We start from the raw sequence: 20,944 nt of genomic DNA, 5'->3' as shown, positions 1-20,944 counted from the left end.
CCCTTCGGTAGCATGCCACAGCAGCCCGCAGCAGTTGCTCCCGCATCTTCGCCTGCGTCGCCCTTCTTCTTGGGCTCGGGTTCCAACGGCTCGCCCTTCGGTAGCATGCCACAGCAGCCCGCAGCAGTTGCTCCCGCATCTTCGCCTGCGTCGCCCTTCTCCTTGGGCGCGAATTCCAACGGCTCGCCCTTCGGCAGCATGCTACAGCAGCCAGCTGCGGCTGCTCCCGCCTCTTCGCCTGCGTCGCCCTTCGGCAGCATGTCACAACAGCCCGCAGCAGCTGCGCCATCCGCCGCCCCTTTCGCCCCTGCACCGCTGGAAAATTGGTCGGCTTCGACTCCGGCAGTCATTAAGCCTCAGTCATCCATTTCCACTTTATTTACACCTTCATCGCAGCAAAAAGCATCCGCACCTTCGGATATGGCAACGGCGCAGCAAGCAATGCCATTTGATTCCTCCTTCGTCTCTAAAATGAAAGAGGCAGCGCCGCAGGCCGAACCTCCTGCCCAGAATGCCTTCGTCTCACTAGCGCCTGCGCCGAACGCCTTTGCCCCGCAGCAACAAGCGGCAGCAAAAAGCAATATGCCTGCCACATCAGGCATGGCCAAATTAGGATTCGCTGCGGTGTTAGCCGGTTACAGTGTCGAAGAGCTCGGTTTTAATCCGGCCACCCTGCCGACGTGGATCACCACCAGCGTGCAGGCCAGTGTGTTGAACGAACAGATTTCTTCCGGTATCATTATTGTGGAACTCGGCATGCTCATTGATGGCATTTCCGATCTCGGCTTCCGCAACACGCTCACCAATACAAAGCGTGATTTCAAGATCAGGCTGCCGCAAAACGAGGTGTTTCATTCGCTCACCAATATGTCGGCGGCACCCGCGGCACCTTCCGCTTTTGGCAGCCCCAGCCCGCCCGCGGTGCCCAATCGCCTGTCGGTGCAACCCAATCCACCCCAGCAGCCAACGCAAAATGCGCAGCCCTTGTTCGCGGCTTCTTTCGCGCCTGCACCTGCGGAGTCACCTCCGAAGACGCCGATGTTCGGCGCGGCATTGTCTCCTTTTGCACAAAGCCAGCCTGCTGTGGCTTCTGCACCGGTGTCAGCCTTTGGCTCCCCTCAGCCCACCGGTGGACCAGCTCAGTTTGCGTTTTCTCCCCCCGCAGCGGCTTCAGCCCCCGTATCTGCCTTCGGATTCGCTCAGCCTAGCGGTGCGTCGCCACAGTTTGCGTTTTCCCCTCCCGCAGTTGTTTCAGCTCCTGTATCAGCCTTTGGCTCCCCTCAGCCTGCTAGCGGTCCAGGTCAGTTTGCGTTTCCGCCGCCCGCACCACCCGCCGAAGCTGCACAGCCTCCAGTCTCACCGGCATTTGTCTTCCCTCCTGCGCAACTGACAGCGGCCTCTCCATCGACGTCTCTGCAACCACTCGCCGGAGCGTTTCAATCCTTTGGTGCCTCGCTGCCTTCCCCTGTGGCACAACCTGCGCCCCCTCCAAGTACACCTCTTGCCGGCACCGCCAAACCTTTTGATCCTTTTGCCTCATCCGCCACAGGCCCGATGCTAGCCAGAGCAACTGCGGAATCAGGTTTTAACAGCGCCCAATTGCTCGGACAGGTTGCCACACCGCAGCAGTCAGCATTTGCACCAGCGCCCGAGACCCAGCCAGCCAGCAGCATGTTTGCCGCTTCGGCACCTACACCCTTCCAACCACCACCTTCCTTCGCTCCAGCATTGGAAGAAATCCCGTCTTTCTCCACACCTGCGCCCCCCGAACCACAGCCTGCCTCTCGTGGATTGTTCAACGCGCAAGCAGTGCCGCTGTTTCCTGCGCCAGCTCCCCCTCAGGCTAGGCCAGAACCCAAGTCTGCTCCGGCTGCGTCTCCCTCACCCGCAGCTCAGGCTACGCCAACTGCGACGCCTGCTAAAATGACGGCGGCAAAGCATTCCTTCCTCGGCCTTTCCCCGCTCGACACTCAGACGGATCAGCTCCTGCTGCGGGCCTTGCTGGGCACCGAGGAGAACCTTACGGCGCCACGGGTCGTCGAACTGCTGGCTCTGCAGCATGGCCTGAGTGCCTGCGTCTGCCTGCATGGCTCACACGTTCTCAGCCACGCGGACTCAACCAAGGCGGATGCGCTGGAATTCCAGCGCCAGGCACCAGACATCGCCCGCCAGTTGCGTGGCCTGGCTCCGCTCATCGGCATTGAAGGCGCGGAAACATTCACTCTCAATGCGGGCGGACGCTTGCTGACTTTCTGCTTTCCCGGAGACTCCATCATCGGCGTCTTGCACGATGCCGAACCCTCCGTCGGCATGCGCGACAAGATCACTCTCATCGCCCGCGAACTCGCCCGTATGCTGGGTTAAAACCCGGCGTTCTGCGACAGGCTGCGGCATCCATTTTCTTCCATTCGTCACTCCTCTCTGCCATGCCCAGCATCAATCACGACGACCACACAGTCAGCTTCAAGATTGTCTATTGCGGCAGTCCGCTCAGCGGGAAAACGACCAACCTCCAGCAGATCCACGCCAAGCTGGACCCCAATGGCTGCAGCGACCTCGTCTCGCTCTCAACCGCGCAAGATCGCACCCTCTTCTTCGACTTCCTCGCCGTCGAGGCTGATGCGCTTCCCGGTTACAAGACCACCTTTCACCTCTACACGGTCCCCGGCCAGATCACCTACAATGCCACACTGCAGCTCGTCCTGCGGCAGGCCGACGGCGTGGTCTTTGTGGCAGATTCACAAATGGACCGCCAGCGCGACAACCTGCAGTCCCTGCAAAGTCTGGAAGCCAATCTGCGCATGAACGGCAGCGCGCTTGATCGCCTGCCCATCGTCATCCAATACAACAAGCGGGACCTGCCCAATGCCGCGCCGGTCGAGTACCTTGAATACCTGTTCAACAACCGGCCCACGCCATTCCTCAGTTTCGAATCTGACGCACACAGCGGCCGCAATGTGCTGGCAACGCTCAACGCCATCTCCCAAGCCGTGCTACATCAGTTCCGCCTCCGCACCGCGCCTGCAGACAGCACCTCCGCCACGCCTCACGAGTTTCCCACCCAAGCTCTCGCAGCGTAAATCATCGTAGCTTCTTTAACCATGGAACTCACCGCCCTCGCCTCCATTCCGGATGTCATTCAGATCGCCATCGCCGATGACGCCGGACGGCTGCTCGATTGCGCTGGCGCTGCCGAGCCGCCCACCGCCGCCATTCTCGTGCTGGCGCATGCCACGCTCTCTGCCGCCTCCGAGCTAGGCCGCCGCTCCGGCAGCGGCGATTGCCTGGAAATCATCCAGCAGCACGACGGCGGCGTCATTTACCTCCACAGTCTGCCGCAGCGCCGCGTACTCCTCGTCCGCTGCCAAAACACCGACGTCATCCCTACCCTCCGCACTGCCTGTGAGGGACTGGCGAAGCCCATCACGACCCGCATCCGCCCCGTCTCCACTCCCTCCCTCAATCTCGCCGACGCGCTGCACGCCGAACCGGCTTGGTAAAATCGAAGAGCGCTGACTGCGCCCCCTACCCGGCCTTTCCAAGGCCGGGTTTTTCGTCGATACGATCCTCCCGCCGTGAGTTCCGTATCTTCCATTGCCCTCCTTTTCCTGCTCCTCTGTGCCATCCCCGCACAAGCATTGGAGCGTTTCGATTTCTCCGCGCCCCTCATGGCCACCAACTTCCGCATTGCCGTGCATGCGGAGACTCAGGCACAGGCAAGTGCCGCCGCTGATGCCGCCTTCAAACGCATCGCCGACCTAAACGCCGTCTGCTCCGACTACGAGCCTAACAGCGAGCTCATGCAGCTCTGCAACACCGGCCCCAACAAACCCTTCAAAGCCAGCGAGGATCTCTTCAGCATCGTCTCACGCGCCCTCGAACTCTCCCGCCTCACCGAGGGGGCCTTCGACATCACCTGCGGCAATCTCTCCCACCTCTGGCGGCGCACCAAACGCACCCACAAACTGCCGCCCGCCGACCGCCTGCAGCAGGCGCTCACCTCCACCGACTGGCACGCCGTTCAGTTGGATGCGAAATCACACACCATCACGCTGCTGAAGCCCGGCATGCTGCTCGACCTCGGCGGCATCGCCAAAGGCTACGCCGCCGATGCAGGCCTGCGTCTACTGCGCGAGCACGGCATCACCCGCGCCCTCGTCATGGCGGGTGGCGACATTGCCATCGGCGATCCCCCACCCGGCACTGACGCCTGGGAAATCAAGCTGCGGCAGTTTGCCAGTGCCAACGCAGAAGAAGACCTCACCACCGTGCGCCTGCACAACTGCGCCGTATCCACCTCTGGAGATCTCTACCAGTACACCGAAATCGACGGCACACGCTACTCCCACATTGTCTCTCCCTTCACGGGCCTCGGCCTCAAGGAACGCATCGCCTGTTCCGTCATTGCCCCGGACTGCACCACCAGTGATGCCCTGGCGACAGCGATGTGTGTACTGGGCAGAAAGCGCGGTGAAGAGACTGCGGCGAAGGCCAAGGGAGTGACCACGCGGTTTGCCCAGCAGGCGCAAACTCAGAAGTAGCAGCCCACGCATCCATCCGTTTTCACTTTGCCGCTCTCTACCTTTCGCGCATGCTTCTGAATGACTTCTTCTGGCTTGCGCAAAAGTCTCGACATCGTGTCCGCAATCGAAGCAGCTAAAGGTGTGATGGTACTTCTGGCAAATTTCGGTCTGCTGGGACTTCTGCACCGGGACCTCCACGTGCTGGGAGAGGAATTGGTGGCGCAGATGCCTTTGAATCCGGCCAGAAAATATCCGCGCAATTTCATCGACCTCCTCTCATCGCTCAATGACACCCGGCTTTGGTCACTGGCAGGCATGGCACTGCTGTATTCCACCATTCGCCTCGGGTGGCCTACGGTCTGTGGAAGCAAAAAACCTGGGCGGCGTGGCTGGCTATCGCCGGCGGCTGCATCTACCAGCCGATCGAGGTGTATGAAATCTACGCCAAGGTCACGGTGGTGCGAGTGTCCGCGTTGGTCTTCAATCTCCTCACCGTCCTGCTTCAAAAGCGCAAAAATACGCATGCGAACTAATTTTCGTAGGAAAAAACCACCTTTCGAGGCGCCTTGGTTTAGGAAATTTCATCTTCCCTGCCAAGGTTTTACATTATTCTGACACATCACTCTTAAAGTGTGCGAATATCCCACCAGACAACGAGAGCGGAGCAAGACCGCCAGTCGCAATTTTCAGATAGTGGTTCCTGCATGGCTGTTGGTACACACTTCGAAGAACCGGGACGGATCGAGTGATCCGCCCCGGTTTTTTGTTTACCGTCCCATCCAACCGCTAAATGAGGCATGAATTCCTTTGCGATTAAATATCCTTACTCGTTGCTGAGTCGCGCTTAGCGCCACACCCCCTCATGAAACAAACCCTCATCGCCGCCACCCTCGCACTCACCCTTTTCCCCGTAATGGCCTCAGCCGGAACGATCAAACTGCCAGAGGACAAACCGGCGACTACGGTCAGTATCCCCGATTCTTGGGAGCCGGAAGAGTCCGACGACGGCATCCTCGCTGAATCGCCTGACAATGTGGCCACCATCTACCTCGAAGTGGTTGCCGACGAAAAGGAAATGGACAGCGTCATCGAGGAAAGCCTCAAATGGCTGACTGAAGACCATGAGGTGAAGGTGGACGCCGCCAGCAAGGAAACGAAAGACTTTGAAGACTCCGGCCGCAAGTGGAGCCGCATCTCTTGGAGTGGCGAAAGCAAGGAGTGGGGGCCTGCCGTCATCGGCTTTCTCTTCACCGAAGTGGGAGACGGCAAGGTTCTGACCATCACCTACTGGATCTCCAAGAACGACAGCGAGAAGAGCCTGGAAACCCTTGGCAAGATCTTCTCCAGCGTGAAATCCGTCCCTTAATGGGTCATTGAAGCATTCCCTAGGGCGGTTCCGATTCACCGGGACCGCCCTTTTTCTTGGGGGTGCCTGAATCCGAAGCCCCACATTCCTGAACTCAGACAGCGCGTTGCCGACGAAACTCCCCCGGCGTCATGCCTGCACGTTTCCGAAACGCCTCGGCCATATACTGCGGATGTGTGAAGCCGCAGCGCGCCGCGATGGCATCCAGCGTGAGATCGGTTTGCGTGAGCAGCTTCTCCACCGCAGCAAAGCGGATGCGATTGATCTCCTCCCCGGGACTACGGCCAATGAGAGCCTTCATGCGGCGCTCCAGCACACTGCGTGACAGCGCGGTCTCCCGCGCGACCCGCGTCACGTCGATCTGCTCCGTCGCATGCTGGCGGATAAAGCGCAGCGCGGCGGCGATGCGAGGATCTTCCACCGCGACGATGTCACTGGACTGACGCACCACGATGTCTCCCGGTGCCAGCAGATGTTTTTCGCCAGCCTTGGGGATGCGCTTTTTCGCCATCCATTCATCCAGGATGCGCGCCGCATCATACCCCACGGCCTGACCGCGCAAGCGCACGCTGGAAAGCGGCGGCGAGGCAGTATCACAGAGCATGTTGTCATTCTCCGCCCCGACCACTGCCACCTCCTCCGGCACGGCGATGCCTGCACGGCGTGCCGCATCCAGCAGCCAGAAGCCGAGCTGGTCATTCACGGCAAAGACCCCCACCGGCTTCTCCAAAGACGTCAGCCATTCGGACAGCGCACGCTGGTGCTCATCCCAGCGCAGCCGCTGCTTGCCTGCCAAACCAGGCTTGAACACGGAGCACTCAAAGCCATGCGCTCGCAGCGTCTGCACAAAGAACTCGCTGCGCTCCACGAAGAAAGCCTCGGCAGTGTCGAGGTAGCAGGCAAATCGCTGAAAGCCGCGATTGCGCAGATGTTCGGCCACTCGCGTGCCCACGATGCAGTTGTCCATACCAACAAACGGAAATGAATGAGGCAGCACCGTGGTGCGAAGCTCGATCACCGGCAGCTTCGTCGCCTTGAGCTGGTGCAGCATCGCGGCATCGACGGTACGTGAGAGAATACCATCACCGGGCCAGTCTTTGAGCCAGTCCGGGAATCGGCTGTGCAGATCACGCGGCTCCAGATAAAGCGACCACGGCCCATGCTCCGCCACATAGCGCCGGATGCCGCGCACGATGTCACGGCCATACGAACGCGAAGTATCGACAAGGACAGCGACCTGCGGGATGCGGGCGGGATTGGAACTTGAGGCCTTCGGCATGAATAGATGCAAACCGGAATTCAAGCCCAGAAGCAAGCGCGAATCGCCCCACCCAAGGTGTCGGGGTCACTCGACCCCGATTCTGGAACTCTGGCTGCGGAGCCTCACCGCGCATTATTCTTGTAACGAATCCCCTCCCACCGGGTTCCCCCCCCCACAACATGCGATTTTCCCGCTTCACAGCCACTCCTGCCATGCTGCTCAAAGTGAGCAGCACCGTTCTCGTGTCCGCCTGCCTCGCCGCTTCATCTCAACTGCCGACAAGCGAAGTGAAGATCACCAGCGAGAGCAATTACCGTCGCATTCAGGCCAACGGTATTCCCAATCATGAGCCCGGCCAGTTTCCTAACCGGCACAATCCCAATGTGATCTCCCCGCAGAGCTACGACTACAAGGTTCCACTGCACCCCAAGTTAGCGGAGAAGCCGGTGCCCTTTCACATGCAACCCTTCGGCATCGCGGTAAACGGCGTCTTGTTTGACCCCTTCGCGGCCGAATGGTGGCAGGGCAATCCAGCCAGCGGCTGGCAGTATGAACCGCATGGCGGCGCGATCGATCTCGGACTCGATGCCAGCAACGCGCATGTGCAGCCCAACGGAGCCTACCATTACCACGGCATTCCGAATGGCATGCTCGAAAAAATCGGCGGAGATAAGTCGCAGATGGTGCTCGTCGGCTGGGCGGCGGATGGTTTCCCCATCTATGGCCCCTCGGGCTACAGCGATGCCAAAGATGCCGGCAGCACCTTGAAAAAACTTACCCCCAGCTACGCCATCAAGAAGGGCACACGCCCCACTGGCTCCCCCGGCGGCAAGTATGATGGTGCCTTTGTGCAGGACTACGAATACATCGAAGGCAGTGGCGACCTCGACGCCAGCAACGGGCGAGCCGGTGTGACCCCGGAATTTCCCCAAGGCACCTACTACTACGTGCTCACGGATGAGTATCCCTACATACCGCGTCAGTTCGCCGGCACGCCAGATGCCAGCTTTGCACGTCGTGGTCCACCCGGCGGCGGCTTCGGCCCGCCGGGACGCGGCAGGCGCGGCGGCCCAGGCATGCGACCGCCCCCCGGTTTCGGTCCGCCTCCGTTTTGATCTCGTCACGCTGTTGCATGCGTGCTGACCGCAGGCGATGTGCAGGCAAATGACCGACCACCCGCTGCTGCGCCGACTTCCCAAATCCACCGACTGCTCCAATGACGAGCTGCTGGCGGCATTTCTCGATTACGTGGCAGAGAAAAAGCTGGAGCTCTACCCCGCGCAGGAAGAAGCCATTCTAGAGTTGTTTGATGATCGCAATGTGATCCTCAACACCCCCACCGGCTCCGGCAAATCGTTGGTGGCACTGGCCATGCACTTCCGCTCACTGGCCAAGGGGCAGCGCTCCGTGTACACCTGTCCGATCAAGGCGCTGGTGAATGAGAAATTCCTCGCGCTATGCCGTGACTTTGGCCCCGACAACGTCGGCATGGCCACCGGAGATGCCACGGTGAACCGCTCCGCACCCATCCTCTGCTGCACAGCAGAAATTCTGTCCAACTACGCGCTGCGTGACGGAGCGAAGGCTCCGTTCCGCGAGGTGATCATGGACGAGTTTCACTACTACTCCGACCGTGAGCGCGGCGTGGCCTGGCAGGTACCGCTGCTCACCCTGAGCGAGTCCCGCTTTCTGCTGATGTCAGCCACGATGGGGGGCACGGAGTTTTTCAAAGAAGGCCTCACGCGCCTGACGAAGGCGGAGACCTCCATTGTAGCCGCGTATGAGCGGCCGGTGCCGCTGGAGTTCAGCTATGCGCAGACTTCGGTGGATGTGACCTTACAGGAACTTGTCTCGGCAAACAAAGCGCCGGTGTATCTCGTCCACTTCACGCAGAACGATGCCGCGCAGGCGGCGCAGGATTTGATGAGCCTGAATTTCTGCACGGCAGCGGAAAAGGCATCGATCAAGGAGGAGCTGGTCGGTGCCAAGTTCACCAGCCCCTATGGCAAGGAAGTGAAAAAATACCTCAGCCATGGCATTGGCATTCATCATGCCGGCCTGCTGCCGAAATACCGTGTGCTGGTCGAAAAGCTGGCGCAGCGCGGCCTGCTTAAGGTCATCTGCGGCACGGACACCCTCGGCGTCGGCGTGAACGTGCCGATCCGCACCGTGTTGCTCACGCGCCTAAGCAAGTATGGCGGCGAGAAGGTGGCGACTCTGAGCGCGCGTGATTTCCACCAGATCACCGGACGAGCCGGACGGCGTGGCTATGACGACGTGGGCTATGTCGTCTGCCAGGCACCGGAGCACGTCGTGGAAAATGCCAAGATGGAGGCCAAGGCCGCAGGGGACGTGAAGAAGATGCGCAAGATGGTGAAAAAGAAAGCACCCGAGGGCTTCGTGGGCTGGAATGAAGACACCTTCAAGAAGCTGCAAAGCGCCACGCCCGAGCCGCTGACCTCACGCTTTCAGGTTTCCCATGGCATGCTCCTGCAGGTGCTCAGCAGACCCGGCGATGCCTGTGCGGCCATGCGCCAGCTCATTGCGGACTCGCATGAAACCGCCAATGCGAAAAAGCAGCACGAGAAGCGTGCATGGCAGCTCTTCCGCGCGCTGGTGCAGCGCAAGATCATTGAGATCATTCCCACCGCGCAACGCCCTGCCGATGGAACCAAGCTGCGGCTCAACGTGGAGTTGCAGGAGGATTTCTCGCTGAATTACACGCTCTCGCTTTATCTCATCGATACGCTCGCGCTCATTGATCCTGCTTCGCCCACGTATGCGGCGGATATCATGACCCTGTGCGAATCCATTCTAGAAAACCCGGACATCATTCTGCGTCGGCAGCTTGATCAGGTGAAGGACGAAGCCATGCTGGCGATGAAGAATGAAGGCGTGCCGTTTGAAGAACGCATCGCCAAACTGGAAGAGCTGGAATACCCGAAACCCTGCCGCGACTTCATCTACAACACCTTCAACGCCTTCAGCGAAGCGCACCCATGGATCGGCCAGGAAAACATTCGCCCCAAGAGCATCGCCCGCGAAATGTTCGAAAACTTCCGCACCTTCAGCGACTACATCAACGACTACGAACTGCACCGCGCTGAAGGCGTGCTGCTGCGCCATCTCTCCGGTGTTCACAAAGTCCTCGCGCAGACCGTGCCTGACAATTTCAAAACCGAGACCGTGCAGGAAATGGAAGCATGGATCGCTGGCGTGCTGAGAGGCACGGACTCCAGCCTCCTCGACGAATGGGAACGCATGCGCGACCCCAATTTCAATCCAGATGCGCAGGAGGAAAAGCCCACCGAAGCCCCTGACATCACTCGCAACAAACGCGAGTTCACCGCCCTTATTCGGACGGAAATTTTCCGATTCCTGCGTCCGCTGGTGATAGAAAACTATGCACAGGCCATCGCCACCGTCAGCAGTTCACTGAATGCCGATGCCCTGGCAGCCACCATGGAATCCTACTACGCCGACCATGAGCGCATCCGCCTCGACAACGAAGCCCGCAACGGCCGCCACACCTATGTGGAGCCAAGCGAAGACAACGGGACATGGCGCATCTGCCAGGTCTTCATCGACCCCGAAGACCTCAACGACTGGCAGGCGGAATTCAGTGTAGATCTGGCGCAGGCGCGTGAAGATGGGAAGCCTACGCTGGTACTAACGGCGGTGCGGAAAATCGAGTAGCGCAACCAGGCTACTTCTCCACCCTCACCGCCGAATGCTTGTAGCTGGGCTGGCGACTCTGCGGATCATAGGACGCATGCGTGAGCTGGTTCACGCGGCTGTCGTGCATGGGGAGGAAGACTTCGCCGGGGGAGACGCAGGTGGTGAGGCGGGCTTTGGCGGTGAGTTCGGCGCGCTTGGAAATGACGCGCACCTGCATGCCATCGCGGACGCCGAGGCGGGAGGCATCGAGTGGGTTCAAATCGAGCATCAGTTCCTCGGGAATCATCTTGGCCAGCACGGCGGACTTCGATGTGCGGGTCTCGGTATGCCACTGCGCGCTGGTGCCACGACCAGTCATCAAGATCAGCGGGTAGTCGTTGCTGCACTGCTCCGGCGGAGCTTGCGGTTCATCAAAGATGAACTTCGCGCGTTGATCAGGCGTGTAGAATTTTCCATCGGTAAACAGGCGTCGCTCCTTCGAGACTGAAACGTCAAACTTGGGTCTCTGCTCCCTTGAAAGCGGCCACTGTACACCGCCGGATTTTTGCAGCATCTCATGGCCATCAATGCCGGTGATGTCACAGGGCTGGCCTTCGGTGCAGCGTTGCAGCACACGGAAGACGGCCTCCGGACTGCTCCAGCCACGGAACAAATCATCGCAACCCCAGTAGTGAGAAATGAGCCGGAAGATGTGGAAATCCGCCAGCGCCTGACCGGGCGCGCGCCGCACCTTGGGACTGTACCCAATGCGGCGTTCGCTGTTGATGAAGCAACCTTCCTTCTCCCCCCAGCCAGCGGCAGGCAGCACGAGATGTGCACGCTTGGCGGTCTCGGTGCTGCAATACATGTCCTGCACGACCACAAAATCGAGCTTGTCGAGAATGCGGTTGATTTCATTCTGGTCGATCCACGAATGGCTCGGATTGGTGGCGATGAACCAGAGTGCTTTCACCGTGCCTGCATCAGCGGCTTTGATGATCTGATCATACGCGAGGCTGGGCCTATCGGGGATGCGCTCCACGGGAATCCCGATGGCGTCGGCGACTTTTTCGCGGTGCCGTGGATTGCGGAAGTCGTGACCGCCGAGGAGGTTGGTGGTGTTTGAGAACAGGCGTGAGCCCATCGCATTGCACTGCCCGGTGATGGAATTGGCCCCGGTGCCGGGCTTGCCAATGTTGCCGGTCATCAGAGCGAGATTGATGATGGCCTGTGCAGTGCGGGTGGCTTGATGACCTTGATTGACGCCCATCGTCCACCAGAGCGAAACGCGTGGTGTTCCATGGATGATGGTCTGCGCAAGATGCACCAGGCGATGCACACTGATACCGGTTTCGTCTGCAACGCGATTGGGATGAAAGGCTGCAACGAAAAGCATGAACTCGTCGAAGCCGCTGGTGTGTTCTTCGATGAAGGCGGTGTCCAGACCACCATCGCGAATGATCAAATGAGCGATGCCGTAGAGCAGCGTGAGGTCGCTCTTGGGCTTGATGGCGTAGTGCTGTGTCGCAGCCATCGCTGTCTCCGTGGTGCGTGGATCGACGACGATGATCTCAGGCTTGCGCTTGTTGCGCAGCACGCGCTGCCACATGATCGGGTGTGCGATACAGGGATTCGCACCAATGAAGAGGAGCACATCGCTTTCTTCAAAATCGGAATACGCAAATGGCGGCGCATCAAAGCCAAAGCTCTCCTTGTAGGCAGCCACGGCAGTGGCCATGCATTGCCGCGTATTTCCATCGCCATGAATCATACCCATGCCAAATTTGGCGAGTGCGCCGAGGAAGGCCATCTCCTCAAACATGATCTGGCCCGTGCTGAGGTAAGCGGCGGCTTCAGGACCATGCTGGTCGATGATCTCGCGCATCTTATCGCAGAAGTAGCGCAGTGCGGTGTCCCAATCGACCTCCTTGCCATGCAGTAGCGGCATGCGCGCTCGGTCCGGTGCATCGAGCGCGCTGAGTGCCTCCCAGCCTTTCGGGCAGGCGGTGCCGAGATTGACGGGGTAGTCGGGGTCCGGCGTGAGATTGATCGCCGCGCCATCTTTGAGATGAATTTTAAGACCGCAGCCGGTGGAGCAAAATCCGCAGATAGCCTTGGTCGTGGCATCCGGCATCAGATGCGTCGGCACCTGTCCAAGGCCAAACTTCGCGGGCTCGCGGACGAGATCGGACGTGAGTGGTCCGTCCCATTCGCGAAAGGTCATGGCAGGGAGTTTCATCATAGTCAGTTCCCCGGCATCTTTGAACCTGCAGCGGCGGTGAAAAAATACAACCTCTCCATCAACTGGCTGCCAAACATGAGCAGCAATGAAAGACCGAACATCCATGGCACCGAAGCACCGGCGGAAATAATAACGGGAATCACCAGACCTGTGGCGATAAGCAGCAGACCACGCAGTTCGATCCGCTTGGCGAGATGTTTCTGCAATATGCGTGCCGACTTGTGCCACAGGCATTCTTCATTCTCCAAGGCACGGCGGTAGCTGGAAATTTCCCAGATCGACAAACTCCAGCGAAAGATCAGTGCGAATGCCATGGCCCATGCCGCGATCGCTAGGCCGATGCAACTCCAGACTAGAGAGCACAATCCAGCTCCGAGCAGCAGCATGGTGCCGAGGAATTTGGCGGCCACATTGGGCATCGACCAAAACGGTCTGCGTGTGTCCACATAGACCATCACCGAGCACCAGACGGCGATCACGGCAGCGGCGGCGGTGCCGGTGACGGCGAGCTTCATCCACTCATAATTTCCCAGCCACCAGGTGGCGAAGATGGCCTGACCACCTGCCGGCAAAGCACCGAAGGCCATGATCTCGCGTGACAGCCATGATTTGCGCCAGCCGAGAAAGGCACGCCAGGCTTTCAGCGGCTGCCCCAGATGCAGCGTGCTCAAAGCGACACCAATCAAACCTAGGGTGAGCGCTGCGGCGCTCGTGATGGCGGCCTGTGAGAGTGTCAGCAGATTCAACCACATGGCGATGGCGCAGCCGATGAATCCCCCGGCGCTCATCTGCGTGAGCACCAGCATCCACGCGAGCGGATCGTGATGCGCCTCATCGAGATCCAGCCGTCCGGCATCCGCAGGTCTGGCAGCGGCAGGAGTTGGTTGCGCCGACACGTAGGTCGTGGTGGGCCGTGTGTAGCTCGAATCAAATGCGCCCGCGATGATGCTGCCGCGATCCGGCACGGCATCGAGTTTCACCACTTTGATTTTGATCGCTTCATTTGGGCAGGACTGCACACAGGCAGGCGCCTCACCTTCCGCCAGCCGACCCTGGCACATGTCGCATTTGCGTACAATGCCGCGCTTCAGATTGAACTTCGGCACCTCATACGGGCATTTCAAAATGCAGTAGCTGCAGCCGATGCACTGATCATCCAGATGCCGCACGATGCCGGTCACGGCGTCTTTATCATAGGCCAGCACCGGACAGCCTTCCGCACAGGCAGGATCGGCGCAGTGATGACAGGCTGTTGTGACGGTTTGCAGATAGGGCTGCTTCCGTGTACCCACGAGCAGGCCCATATCACGCCAGCTTTCGCCCTCATCGAGTCCGTTCAGCGAATGGCAGGCAGCCACACATGCCTTGCAGCCGGTGCAGGCATCAAGATTCACCTCGAAACCATACTGCTCACCGGGACTCGGCTTGCTGAGCGGAATGAGATGAGTGAAGCGTTCGCGGACGGATTTGGCATCGTACTCTTCAGCAAAAAGCGCGACAGGCGTGCGCAGCGTCTGCTGCTCGCGGAGGGCCGCGTCGATGATGCTGACGGAGGAACCGCCAGCTGAGATCGAGCGCTCCAGATCACGAATCATGGCTCAGAGACTGAACACCTCCTGCAGTTGCCCCACCGTGTGCCGGTTGCAAAAAGCATGGAAGCTTTCGTCCGCAGTGCGCTTGTCCAGATAGCCTTTCAGCATCGCCTCCAGCGTGCTGCCGAGTGATTCAAATTCTACCCCGCTGAAAATCTGGCGCCCAACTTTGCGATTCTCGCCAAAGCCACCCCCAACAGTGATGTGGTAGCCCTCTCCGCTTTCAGACTTCACCTTGGTACCGAGCAGGCCGATGTCTCCCATGAAGTGCTGGGCGCAGGAGTGCGCGCAACCGGTGAAGTGAATGTTCACGGGCTTGTCGAGCTTCACGCGCTTGTCGAGATACTCCATCATGGCGATGGCGTGGCCCTTGGTGTCGCTGGCGGCAAATTTACAGTACTTGTTGCCCGTGCACGCAATGAAACCACTTTTGAGATTCGACTGCTCACTCGGAAAACCAAGCTTCTTTAGTGACTTCGCCACGGTGACTGCATAGGCGCTCTTGATGTTAGGGATGATAAGGTTCTGCCAAACCGTGAGCCGGATTTCTCCCGAGCCGTAGCTGTCGGCAAGATCGGCGATGCGGTCGAGTTGCTTCGCGGTCATTTGGCCCACGGGCACCGTCGCGCCGATGTACACCAGGCCGTCCTGCTTCTGCGGGAAGGTCCCAACATGCGAGTGGCCCTGCTGCGAGAACTCGCGCTTAGCCTGACAGGGTGCGGTGGGTGAGAGGCGGGTGAGTTTGAATTTGAGGAACTTCTCAGCTTCGACGAGCACGCCATCCAGCCCCTTGTCTTCGATGACATACTTGAAGCGCGCCTTTTTGCGGTTGGTGCGGTCGCCGAATTGAATGAACACGCGCAGCAAGGCGACCATGACGTCGTTCAGTTGCTCAGGCTTCACAACCACTCCCCAGTCACTGGCGAAGGTTTGATGACCGGTGACACCACCGAGCGCGATGCGGAAATACACACCCGGCTCGATGCCTTCGCTGTTCTCACCAATCTTCACAGCACTCGCGCCGATGTCGTTGGTGTCTTCTACAGCTGAGATGAGACCACCGCCGTCATAGGCGATGTTGAACTTGCGTGGCAGATCGTAGAACTCTTTGGAAGCAATGATCAGCGTGGCAAGTTCATTCACCAGCGGGCGCACATCGATGATCTCATAGGGATCATACCCCGCGCATGGGTTCATCGTTATGTTGCGAATGTTGTCCGCTCCCGCTCCTTTGGAATGAAGACCACAGCCCTGAATGCGACGCAGCACTTCGGGGCAGTTCTTCGGCTCGATGAGGCGGATCTGGAAATTGTTCCGCGTGGTGATCTGAATGTAACCCGTGGTGAGCTCGCGGGCGATGGCGGCGAGTTCGCGGAGCTGATAGCTTTTCACGATGCCACCCGGAATGCGCAGCCGGCACATGTAGCCGTCTTTGACGGGATTGAGCCAGAAGAGCCCGTTCCATTTGTAGCGGAAGATCGACTCCGGCTCGGGCTTGGAGTTCCACCGTGCATCCATGACCAGTTGCTCGATGGCATCAAAGGGGTGCAGCTCACGCTTGATGCGCTCCTCCTTGGTGAGGTCATCCAGTGAGGGTCCGGCGGGTGCCGCAGCAGCGGGTGCAGGAGCGAGATCGACGAACGACACTCCGCCAGCGGCGATGCCGGCAAAAAATCCTTCGAGGTAGCGCTTCTGCTCGCTGGAAAAATCAGCGTTCATTGGCGGAGCAACGGGCGGTGGTTCAATAGACATCGCGGGCATAGCGTTTCTCCTTTTTCATTTGAGTGACATAAGCGGCGGCTTCATCAGCAGATTTGCCTCCGGCGGTTTGAATGATGCTGTGCAGCGCATCATCGACATCTTTGGCCATGCGTTTGGCATCGCCGCACACATAGAAGTGCGCCCCCTCCTCCAGCCATTGCCAGAGTTCCGTGGCGGCCTGCAGCATGCGGGTTTGCACGTAGATCTTTTCTTCCTGATCACGGCTGAAGGCGGTGTCGAGGCGTGTGAGGTGCCCCTTCTGCACCCACTCAATGATCTGGTCGTGGTAGAGAAAGTCGCTGACGCGTTTTTGATCGCCGAAGAACAGCCAGTTTTTTCCAGAAGCCTGCGTCGCCTCGCGCTCTTCGAGGAAGGCACGGAACGGCGCGATGCCCGTCCCCGGACCGACCATGATGACCGGCCTTGTGAGATCCGCAGGCAGGCGAAAATGATTTGCAGCGTGGAAGTAGATCCCCGTCGTTTCTTCGAGCGGCAGACGATCCGCGAGGAAGGTGGAAGCCACGCCTTTGTGCACCACCCCATCGGTGCTGTAGCGGACCGCAGCGATGCAGAGATGCACTTCATTCTCATGCTTCTTAATGCTCGAAGCGATCGAATAAAGGCGGGGTTGCAGCTTGCGCAGATTTTCCACGAAAGCCGTGAGCGTCAGATTGTCCTCAGCCCCTTTTCCATAAAGGGTTCTCACCTCGTAGTGTTTGATGAGCGCATCTCTCAGTGATGCGTTGCCGCCGTCTGGCAGAGCCACCACCGCCTGCGGATCAAACGCATGCGCAGCGATGACCGCATCGACCACTTCAGGGCAGTTTTGCACAAACACGCCGAGCGCGTCTCCGACCTCATAGGTCAGGTCACTGCCAGTCAGCGAGAAACCAATATGCCGTGTGTCTTTGCTGCTGCCCCGGCTGTTGAGGGGAACGTTGGCGATGAGCCTGGCGGGGAACGGCTTCTTTTTGGAATAGCCCGTCTCTTCTTCCTCCACTGCTGTCACGACCGCGACGGATGCTGTTGCTGAATCTCCGCTCAAGGCCGTGAAGGCATTGGCGCTCCAAGTCTTCGCCTGCGCGTCAAATTCCACATCGCAGTCAACCCGGTCCACGATGCGTTTGGCCCCCAGCTCTTCGAGTCTGGCGTCCAATTTCTTGCCAGCGAGGCAGAAGGTATCGCCATAGTTTTTGTCGCCCAGAGCCAGGACGCTGTACTGCACGCCATCCAGTTTCGGGCTGCTGCCGTTTTGATTGATGCTGTCCCAGAAGGAGATCGCATTGTCCGGCATGTCTCCCTCCCCCCAGGTGCTGGTGATGAGGAGGATGTTTTTTTCCTTGATGAGATCGGCGGGTTGCAGCGAGTCGAGGCCCACAGCTCGCGCTGTAAAACCCCGACCCGATGCTTCCCTGGCCAGCCGCTTGGCCAAACTTTCCGCATTGCCGCTCTGGCTGCCAAAGGCGATGAGCAGCGGCGTGATGGCCGCCTGCGGCGCAGACACGGCGGCGGCTCCTGAGCCGCGATTAAGAACACCCGCGAGGAAGCCATTGAGCCAGGCTCGCTGTTCATTGGAGAAGGGTGCGTTGTCAGGAATGACGGGGACTAAGTTCATTGGGGCAGCGGTGGGGAAAGGAGGGGCTTTACTTCTGGGAAAGCAGCTTGAAGGCCAGCCAGATCGTGGAGAGCAGAAAGATGAAGAAGCCGGCCTTGTAGAAGGCGACCGGATTGCGCTCGAACAGCGGCGTGTCCGCCTCATAGAAAGGCTGCACACGCTCGGGATGATTGAGATCATGCGTCAACTCGGAGCAGTGCTGGTATCGACGCTGTGGCTTGATGGCTATGGCGCGGTGAATGACGGCCTCCAGCCATGAGGGGATGTTGGGATTGATTTTGGACAGCCGCTTCGCCGCATGGAAGACGGGCGTTTGAAAGCGCTCGATCTGCCCATAGGGCAGCCTGCCAGTGAGCGCCTGATACAACGTGACGCCAATAGCGCAGATCTCCGTGCGCTCGCTGATGGGCGCGTTGTGAAAACGTTCCGGTGCCAGATAGCTCGCCGTGCCTGCACGCGATGAGATGGAGAAGATGGCGGCGGCGCTGCCAAGGTCCACCAGCTTGAAAGTCAGCCGCGTGTAGTCGCCGATGCAGAGGATGTTCTCCGGCTTGATGTCGCCATGCGCGAGGTCCAGGCGCAGCAGCGTCTGCGCGGCCTCCGCGAGAAATTTCCCCAGAGCGATGGCGGAGTCCACCGAGAGCACGCGCTCACGCAGCACCGCCGCGAGGCTGGGCGCGTCCACAAACTCCATGAGGTAGTAGCGCATGGTCTGCCCCGGCGGCTCATACGCACGGACGAAGTGCACCGACTGCGCACGCGTGGCGTTCCAGACTTCATGCGTGAAGGCTTCGAGGTGCTGCGGGCTGTCCACGGCCTCCACCGGTGCAAATTTCATGACGACACGGTGGCCGTCTTTTTCCGCCAGCCACACGCGGCTGGTGCCATGAAACGAGCGCATCAGTTCATACCCGTCGATTTCGTCGCCTTTGTTCAGTACCGCAGGAATGGTGAGCGTGCGTGCATTCATGGCGTGCAGCCTGCCCGTTTGCTGAATGTCCAGCACCAGTGCGCTCATGTCATCCAGCGTCTCCTCCTTCGCCTGCTGGCGCGCAGTCAGCACAATGCTGCGGGCCGAACTGTGGCGGGAGAGCGCTGCAGCCAGCTCCGTCTCTGACACATGATTAGACACACCATCAGAGCAGAGGAAGGCCACATCCCCGTCCTGCAAAGTCAGCGTGAAGCAGGTCGGCTCGATCTCCGCGCTCATTCCGAGCGCACGCGTGAGGACGTGACTGCGCTCCGCCTCCACGTGCGCGGTGGACAGCGTGTTAAGCTGCCCCTCACGCCACAGGCACACGGCGGAGTCTCCGAGATTGATGCCATGCAGCGTGTCGCCATCGATCACCACCGCCGCCAGCGTGGCCACCATCTCCGTGCGCTCATAGCGCACCTGTGACTCCTGATACAGTGACTGGTTAAGGATGCGGGCAAAAGTGGTGAGTGCCTGCTGCGGCGACCACGAGCGCGGACGTGCGCTGTAGTGTTCAATGAGCGAGCTCACCGCGCGGTGGGCCGCCTCACGTGCGGGTGCGCCGGTGCCTGCGCCGTCACTGAGTACTGCGATGACTGTTTGATCCCACGCACGCACGTCGAAGGCGTCGGAAGAGGGAATCCCCTCTTCTCTTGCCATGCCGTGACTGGTGGTGAGTACTTTCATCGATTCAGATCAAGTAAGTGGATTAGATGCGTGCCTCAGCCAGAGCGCCCCAGGTGGTGCGCCAGCGCAGCTTGACGAAATTGAGCCCGATGAGTGCGAGGATACACAGCGTGGAAAAGGCGAGCAGCCCAGCGAGGTAGCTGCCCGTGAACCCCTTGGAATATCCCAGCGCACTGGCGAGCATGAAGCCGCCGAGACCACCACCACAGCCCACGAGGCCGGTCATCACACCGATGTCCTTGGCAAAGCGCTGCGGCAGTAGCTGGAAGACCGAGCCGTTCGCCATGCCGAAGGCGCAGGATGCCAGGAAGAAACCAAAGGCGCACATCCCGATCGTTCCCGAACAAGCCGCCAGCACAAGCGCCAGCGCGGCGACGAGGAAAAAGACATGCAGCGCGCGGATGCCCCCGAGGCGGTCCGCCAGCGCACCGCCCACTGGCCTGCCCAGGGCTCCCACAAGCGTGCACATCGCCGCCCAGGTGCCGGCCTCCACTGGCGCGAGATGAAACTCAGAAGTGAAGTAGATGATGAGGGATGCAGCGAGGCCGGAGAAACCACCAAAGCTGATGGTGTAGAAAAAGCAGAACCAGTGCGCGTCTTTTTCCTTCAGCAAGTTCACATAATCCTTGAGCGTCTTCTTCTTCACCTTCACCTGCGCTTCCTTGGAAAAGATGATGTAAATGGCGAGCACCAGGACCAGCGGAATGAGCGCCAGGCCAAAGACGGCATTCCAGCCATAGATGACGGCGAGCCGTGGAGCCATGATCGCATCAATGACCACGCCCACATTCCCCGCACCCGCGAGTCCGAGCACCAGGCCCTGCATGTGCGGCGGATACCAGCGCCCTGCCTGAGGCAGCGCCACAGCAAAGCTGGCACCGGCAACCCCGAGCACCACGCCCAGCATGAGCGTGTGGGAAAAATGATGCAACCCCGTGAGCCACGCCGTGGTCATGCCCGCGATGACGATGAGCTGCGCCATGATACCGGTGTTCTTGGCACCGATGCGGTCCACCAGCATCCCGAGGAAGATGCGGATGAACGCACCCGCAAGATAGGGCACCGCGACCATCAACCCCTTCTCCTGCGCGCTGAGCCCGAGCGAGGTCCCAATCTGCGCCCCCAGCGCCCCGAGAATGGTCCAGACCATGAAACTGACATCAAAGTACAGAAACGAGGTGAGGAGCGTCGGCCAGTGTCCGGAGGTTTTGAGATCGGCTATTTTCATGGAGGGGGCTTGTGGATGATCTGCTGTTTCCATGAGCCG

The 20,944-nt window shown here is 59.7% G+C and carries 16 protein-coding genes and 1 pseudogene; 8 read left to right on the top strand and 9 right to left on the bottom strand.

Going from position 1 to position 20,944, the window contains the following annotated elements; genetic code table 11:
- Both PSV43_RS24055 and PSV43_RS24050 read right to left on the bottom strand, forming a co-directional pair.
- Positions 1-350: pseudogene (locus PSV43_RS24055) on the bottom strand (hypothetical protein); the annotation flags it as partial.
- Between the two features lie 6 nt (positions 351-356).
- Positions 357-602, bottom strand: a complete 246-nt coding sequence (locus tag PSV43_RS24050; RefSeq protein ID WP_300203711.1) for a hypothetical protein — start codon at positions 600-602, stop codon at positions 357-359.
- On the opposite strand from PSV43_RS24050, the gene PSV43_RS24045 reads away from it, so the two are divergent.
- The 6 genes from PSV43_RS24045 to PSV43_RS24020 all read left to right on the top strand — a co-directional run bounded on the left by PSV43_RS24045 (position 601) and on the right by PSV43_RS24020 (position 5,889).
- Positions 601-2,364, top strand: a complete 1,764-nt coding sequence (locus tag PSV43_RS24045) for a hypothetical protein (protein WP_300203709.1) — start codon at positions 601-603, stop codon at positions 2,362-2,364. The genes PSV43_RS24050 and PSV43_RS24045 overlap by 2 nt on opposite strands.
- Before the next feature lie 62 nt (positions 2,365-2,426).
- Positions 2,427-3,080 (top strand): GTPase domain-containing protein, encoded by a 654-nt coding sequence (locus PSV43_RS24040; protein WP_300203707.1) that lies wholly within the window; start codon positions 2,427-2,429, stop codon positions 3,078-3,080.
- A gap of 21 nt (positions 3,081-3,101) precedes the next feature.
- On the top strand, positions 3,102-3,500 hold the full coding sequence (locus PSV43_RS24035) for a hypothetical protein (RefSeq protein WP_300203705.1): 399 nt from the start codon (positions 3,102-3,104) through the stop codon (positions 3,498-3,500).
- A 75-nt stretch (positions 3,501-3,575) separates the two neighbouring features.
- On the top strand, positions 3,576-4,541 hold the full coding sequence (locus PSV43_RS24030) for an FAD:protein FMN transferase (protein WP_300203703.1): 966 nt from the start codon (positions 3,576-3,578) through the stop codon (positions 4,539-4,541).
- Positions 4,542-4,870: 329 nt separating this feature from the next.
- Entirely contained in the window at positions 4,871-5,056 is a 186-nt protein-coding gene (locus PSV43_RS24025) for a DUF2127 domain-containing protein (protein WP_300203701.1), read from the top strand.
- Between the two features lie 329 nt (positions 5,057-5,385).
- On the top strand, positions 5,386-5,889 hold the full coding sequence (locus PSV43_RS24020) for a hypothetical protein (RefSeq protein WP_300203699.1): 504 nt from the start codon (positions 5,386-5,388) through the stop codon (positions 5,887-5,889).
- A 94-nt stretch (positions 5,890-5,983) separates the two neighbouring features.
- Here the strand turns inward: PSV43_RS24020 and PSV43_RS24015 are convergent, their stop codons facing one another.
- Entirely contained in the window at positions 5,984-7,168 is a 1,185-nt protein-coding gene (locus PSV43_RS24015) for a DNA-binding transcriptional regulator (protein ID WP_300203697.1), read from the bottom strand.
- A gap of 161 nt (positions 7,169-7,329) precedes the next feature.
- Here PSV43_RS24015 and PSV43_RS24010 point away from each other — a divergent pair, with 161 nt between their 5' ends.
- Together PSV43_RS24010 and PSV43_RS24005 are read left to right on the top strand one after the other, a co-directional pair.
- Positions 7,330-8,265 (top strand): YHYH protein, encoded by a 936-nt coding sequence (locus PSV43_RS24010; RefSeq protein WP_300203695.1) that lies wholly within the window; start codon positions 7,330-7,332, stop codon positions 8,263-8,265.
- A 49-nt stretch (positions 8,266-8,314) separates the two neighbouring features.
- Entirely contained in the window at positions 8,315-10,846 is a 2,532-nt protein-coding gene (locus tag PSV43_RS24005) for a DEAD/DEAH box helicase (RefSeq protein WP_300203693.1), read from the top strand.
- A gap of 10 nt (positions 10,847-10,856) precedes the next feature.
- Here the strand turns inward: PSV43_RS24005 and PSV43_RS24000 are convergent, their stop codons facing one another.
- The 6 genes from PSV43_RS24000 to PSV43_RS23975 are packed head-to-tail and all read right to left on the bottom strand — an operon-like array spanning position 10,857 to position 20,905.
- Positions 10,857-13,031 carry a nitrate reductase gene (locus tag PSV43_RS24000; protein WP_300203691.1) on the bottom strand — a complete coding sequence of 725 codons (2,175 nt, stop codon included), beginning with the start codon at positions 13,029-13,031 and terminating at the stop codon, positions 10,857-10,859.
- 20 nt (positions 13,032-13,051) lie between these two features.
- A complete protein-coding gene (locus tag PSV43_RS23995) occupies positions 13,052-14,644 on the bottom strand; it encodes a DmsC/YnfH family molybdoenzyme membrane anchor subunit (RefSeq protein ID WP_300203689.1) in 1,593 nt (530 codons plus the stop codon).
- Positions 14,645-14,647: 3 nt separating this feature from the next.
- A complete protein-coding gene (locus PSV43_RS23990; RefSeq protein ID WP_300203687.1) occupies positions 14,648-16,360 on the bottom strand; it encodes a NirA family protein in 1,713 nt (570 codons plus the stop codon).
- A gap of 22 nt (positions 16,361-16,382) precedes the next feature.
- Positions 16,383-18,017 (bottom strand): flavodoxin domain-containing protein, encoded by a 1,635-nt coding sequence (locus PSV43_RS23985; protein WP_300203685.1) that lies wholly within the window; start codon positions 18,015-18,017, stop codon positions 16,383-16,385.
- A gap of 28 nt (positions 18,018-18,045) precedes the next feature.
- Positions 18,046-19,677 carry a bifunctional protein-serine/threonine kinase/phosphatase gene (locus PSV43_RS23980; protein WP_300203683.1) on the bottom strand — a complete coding sequence of 544 codons (1,632 nt, stop codon included), beginning with the start codon at positions 19,675-19,677 and terminating at the stop codon, positions 18,046-18,048.
- Positions 19,678-19,699: 22 nt separating this feature from the next.
- Positions 19,700-20,905 (bottom strand): MFS transporter, encoded by a 1,206-nt coding sequence (locus PSV43_RS23975; RefSeq protein WP_300203681.1) that lies wholly within the window; start codon positions 20,903-20,905, stop codon positions 19,700-19,702.
- Between the last annotated feature and the right edge of the window lie 39 nt (positions 20,906-20,944).

It is taken from the genome of Prosthecobacter sp., from assembly GCF_029946185.1.
In the GTDB taxonomy this organism is placed as follows: domain Bacteria; phylum Verrucomicrobiota; class Verrucomicrobiia; order Verrucomicrobiales; family Verrucomicrobiaceae; genus Prosthecobacter.
This window is presented reverse-complemented; position numbering and strand designations above follow the sequence as displayed.

Excerpts from the sequence above, each read along its gene's own strand:
- PSV43_RS24045 (WP_300203709.1), top strand. The coding sequence starts at position 601 with ATGGCCAAATTAGGATTCGCTGCGGTGTTAGCCGGTTACAGTGTCGAA.
- PSV43_RS24050 (WP_300203711.1), bottom strand. The coding sequence starts at position 602 with ATGCCTGATGTGGCAGGCATATTGCTTTTTGCTGCCGCTTGTTGCTGC.
- PSV43_RS24040 (WP_300203707.1), top strand. The coding sequence starts at position 2,427 with ATGCCCAGCATCAATCACGACGACCACACAGTCAGCTTCAAGATTGTC.
- PSV43_RS24035 (WP_300203705.1), top strand. The coding sequence starts at position 3,102 with ATGGAACTCACCGCCCTCGCCTCCATTCCGGATGTCATTCAGATCGCC.
- PSV43_RS24020 (WP_300203699.1), top strand. The coding sequence starts at position 5,386 with ATGAAACAAACCCTCATCGCCGCCACCCTCGCACTCACCCTTTTCCCC.
- PSV43_RS24015 (WP_300203697.1), bottom strand. The coding sequence starts at position 7,168 with ATGCCGAAGGCCTCAAGTTCCAATCCCGCCCGCATCCCGCAGGTCGCT.
- PSV43_RS24010 (WP_300203695.1), top strand. The coding sequence starts at position 7,330 with ATGCGATTTTCCCGCTTCACAGCCACTCCTGCCATGCTGCTCAAAGTG.
- PSV43_RS24005 (WP_300203693.1), top strand. The coding sequence starts at position 8,315 with ATGACCGACCACCCGCTGCTGCGCCGACTTCCCAAATCCACCGACTGC.
- PSV43_RS24000 (WP_300203691.1), bottom strand. The coding sequence starts at position 13,031 with ATGACCTTTCGCGAATGGGACGGACCACTCACGTCCGATCTCGTCCGC.
- PSV43_RS23995 (WP_300203689.1), bottom strand. The coding sequence starts at position 14,644 with ATGATTCGTGATCTGGAGCGCTCGATCTCAGCTGGCGGTTCCTCCGTC.
- PSV43_RS23990 (WP_300203687.1), bottom strand. The coding sequence starts at position 16,360 with ATGAACGCTGATTTTTCCAGCGAGCAGAAGCGCTACCTCGAAGGATTT.
- PSV43_RS23985 (WP_300203685.1), bottom strand. The coding sequence starts at position 18,017 with ATGAACTTAGTCCCCGTCATTCCTGACAACGCACCCTTCTCCAATGAA.
- PSV43_RS23980 (WP_300203683.1), bottom strand. The coding sequence starts at position 19,677 with ATGAAAGTACTCACCACCAGTCACGGCATGGCAAGAGAAGAGGGGATT.
- PSV43_RS23975 (WP_300203681.1), bottom strand. The coding sequence starts at position 20,905 with ATGAAAATAGCCGATCTCAAAACCTCCGGACACTGGCCGACGCTCCTC.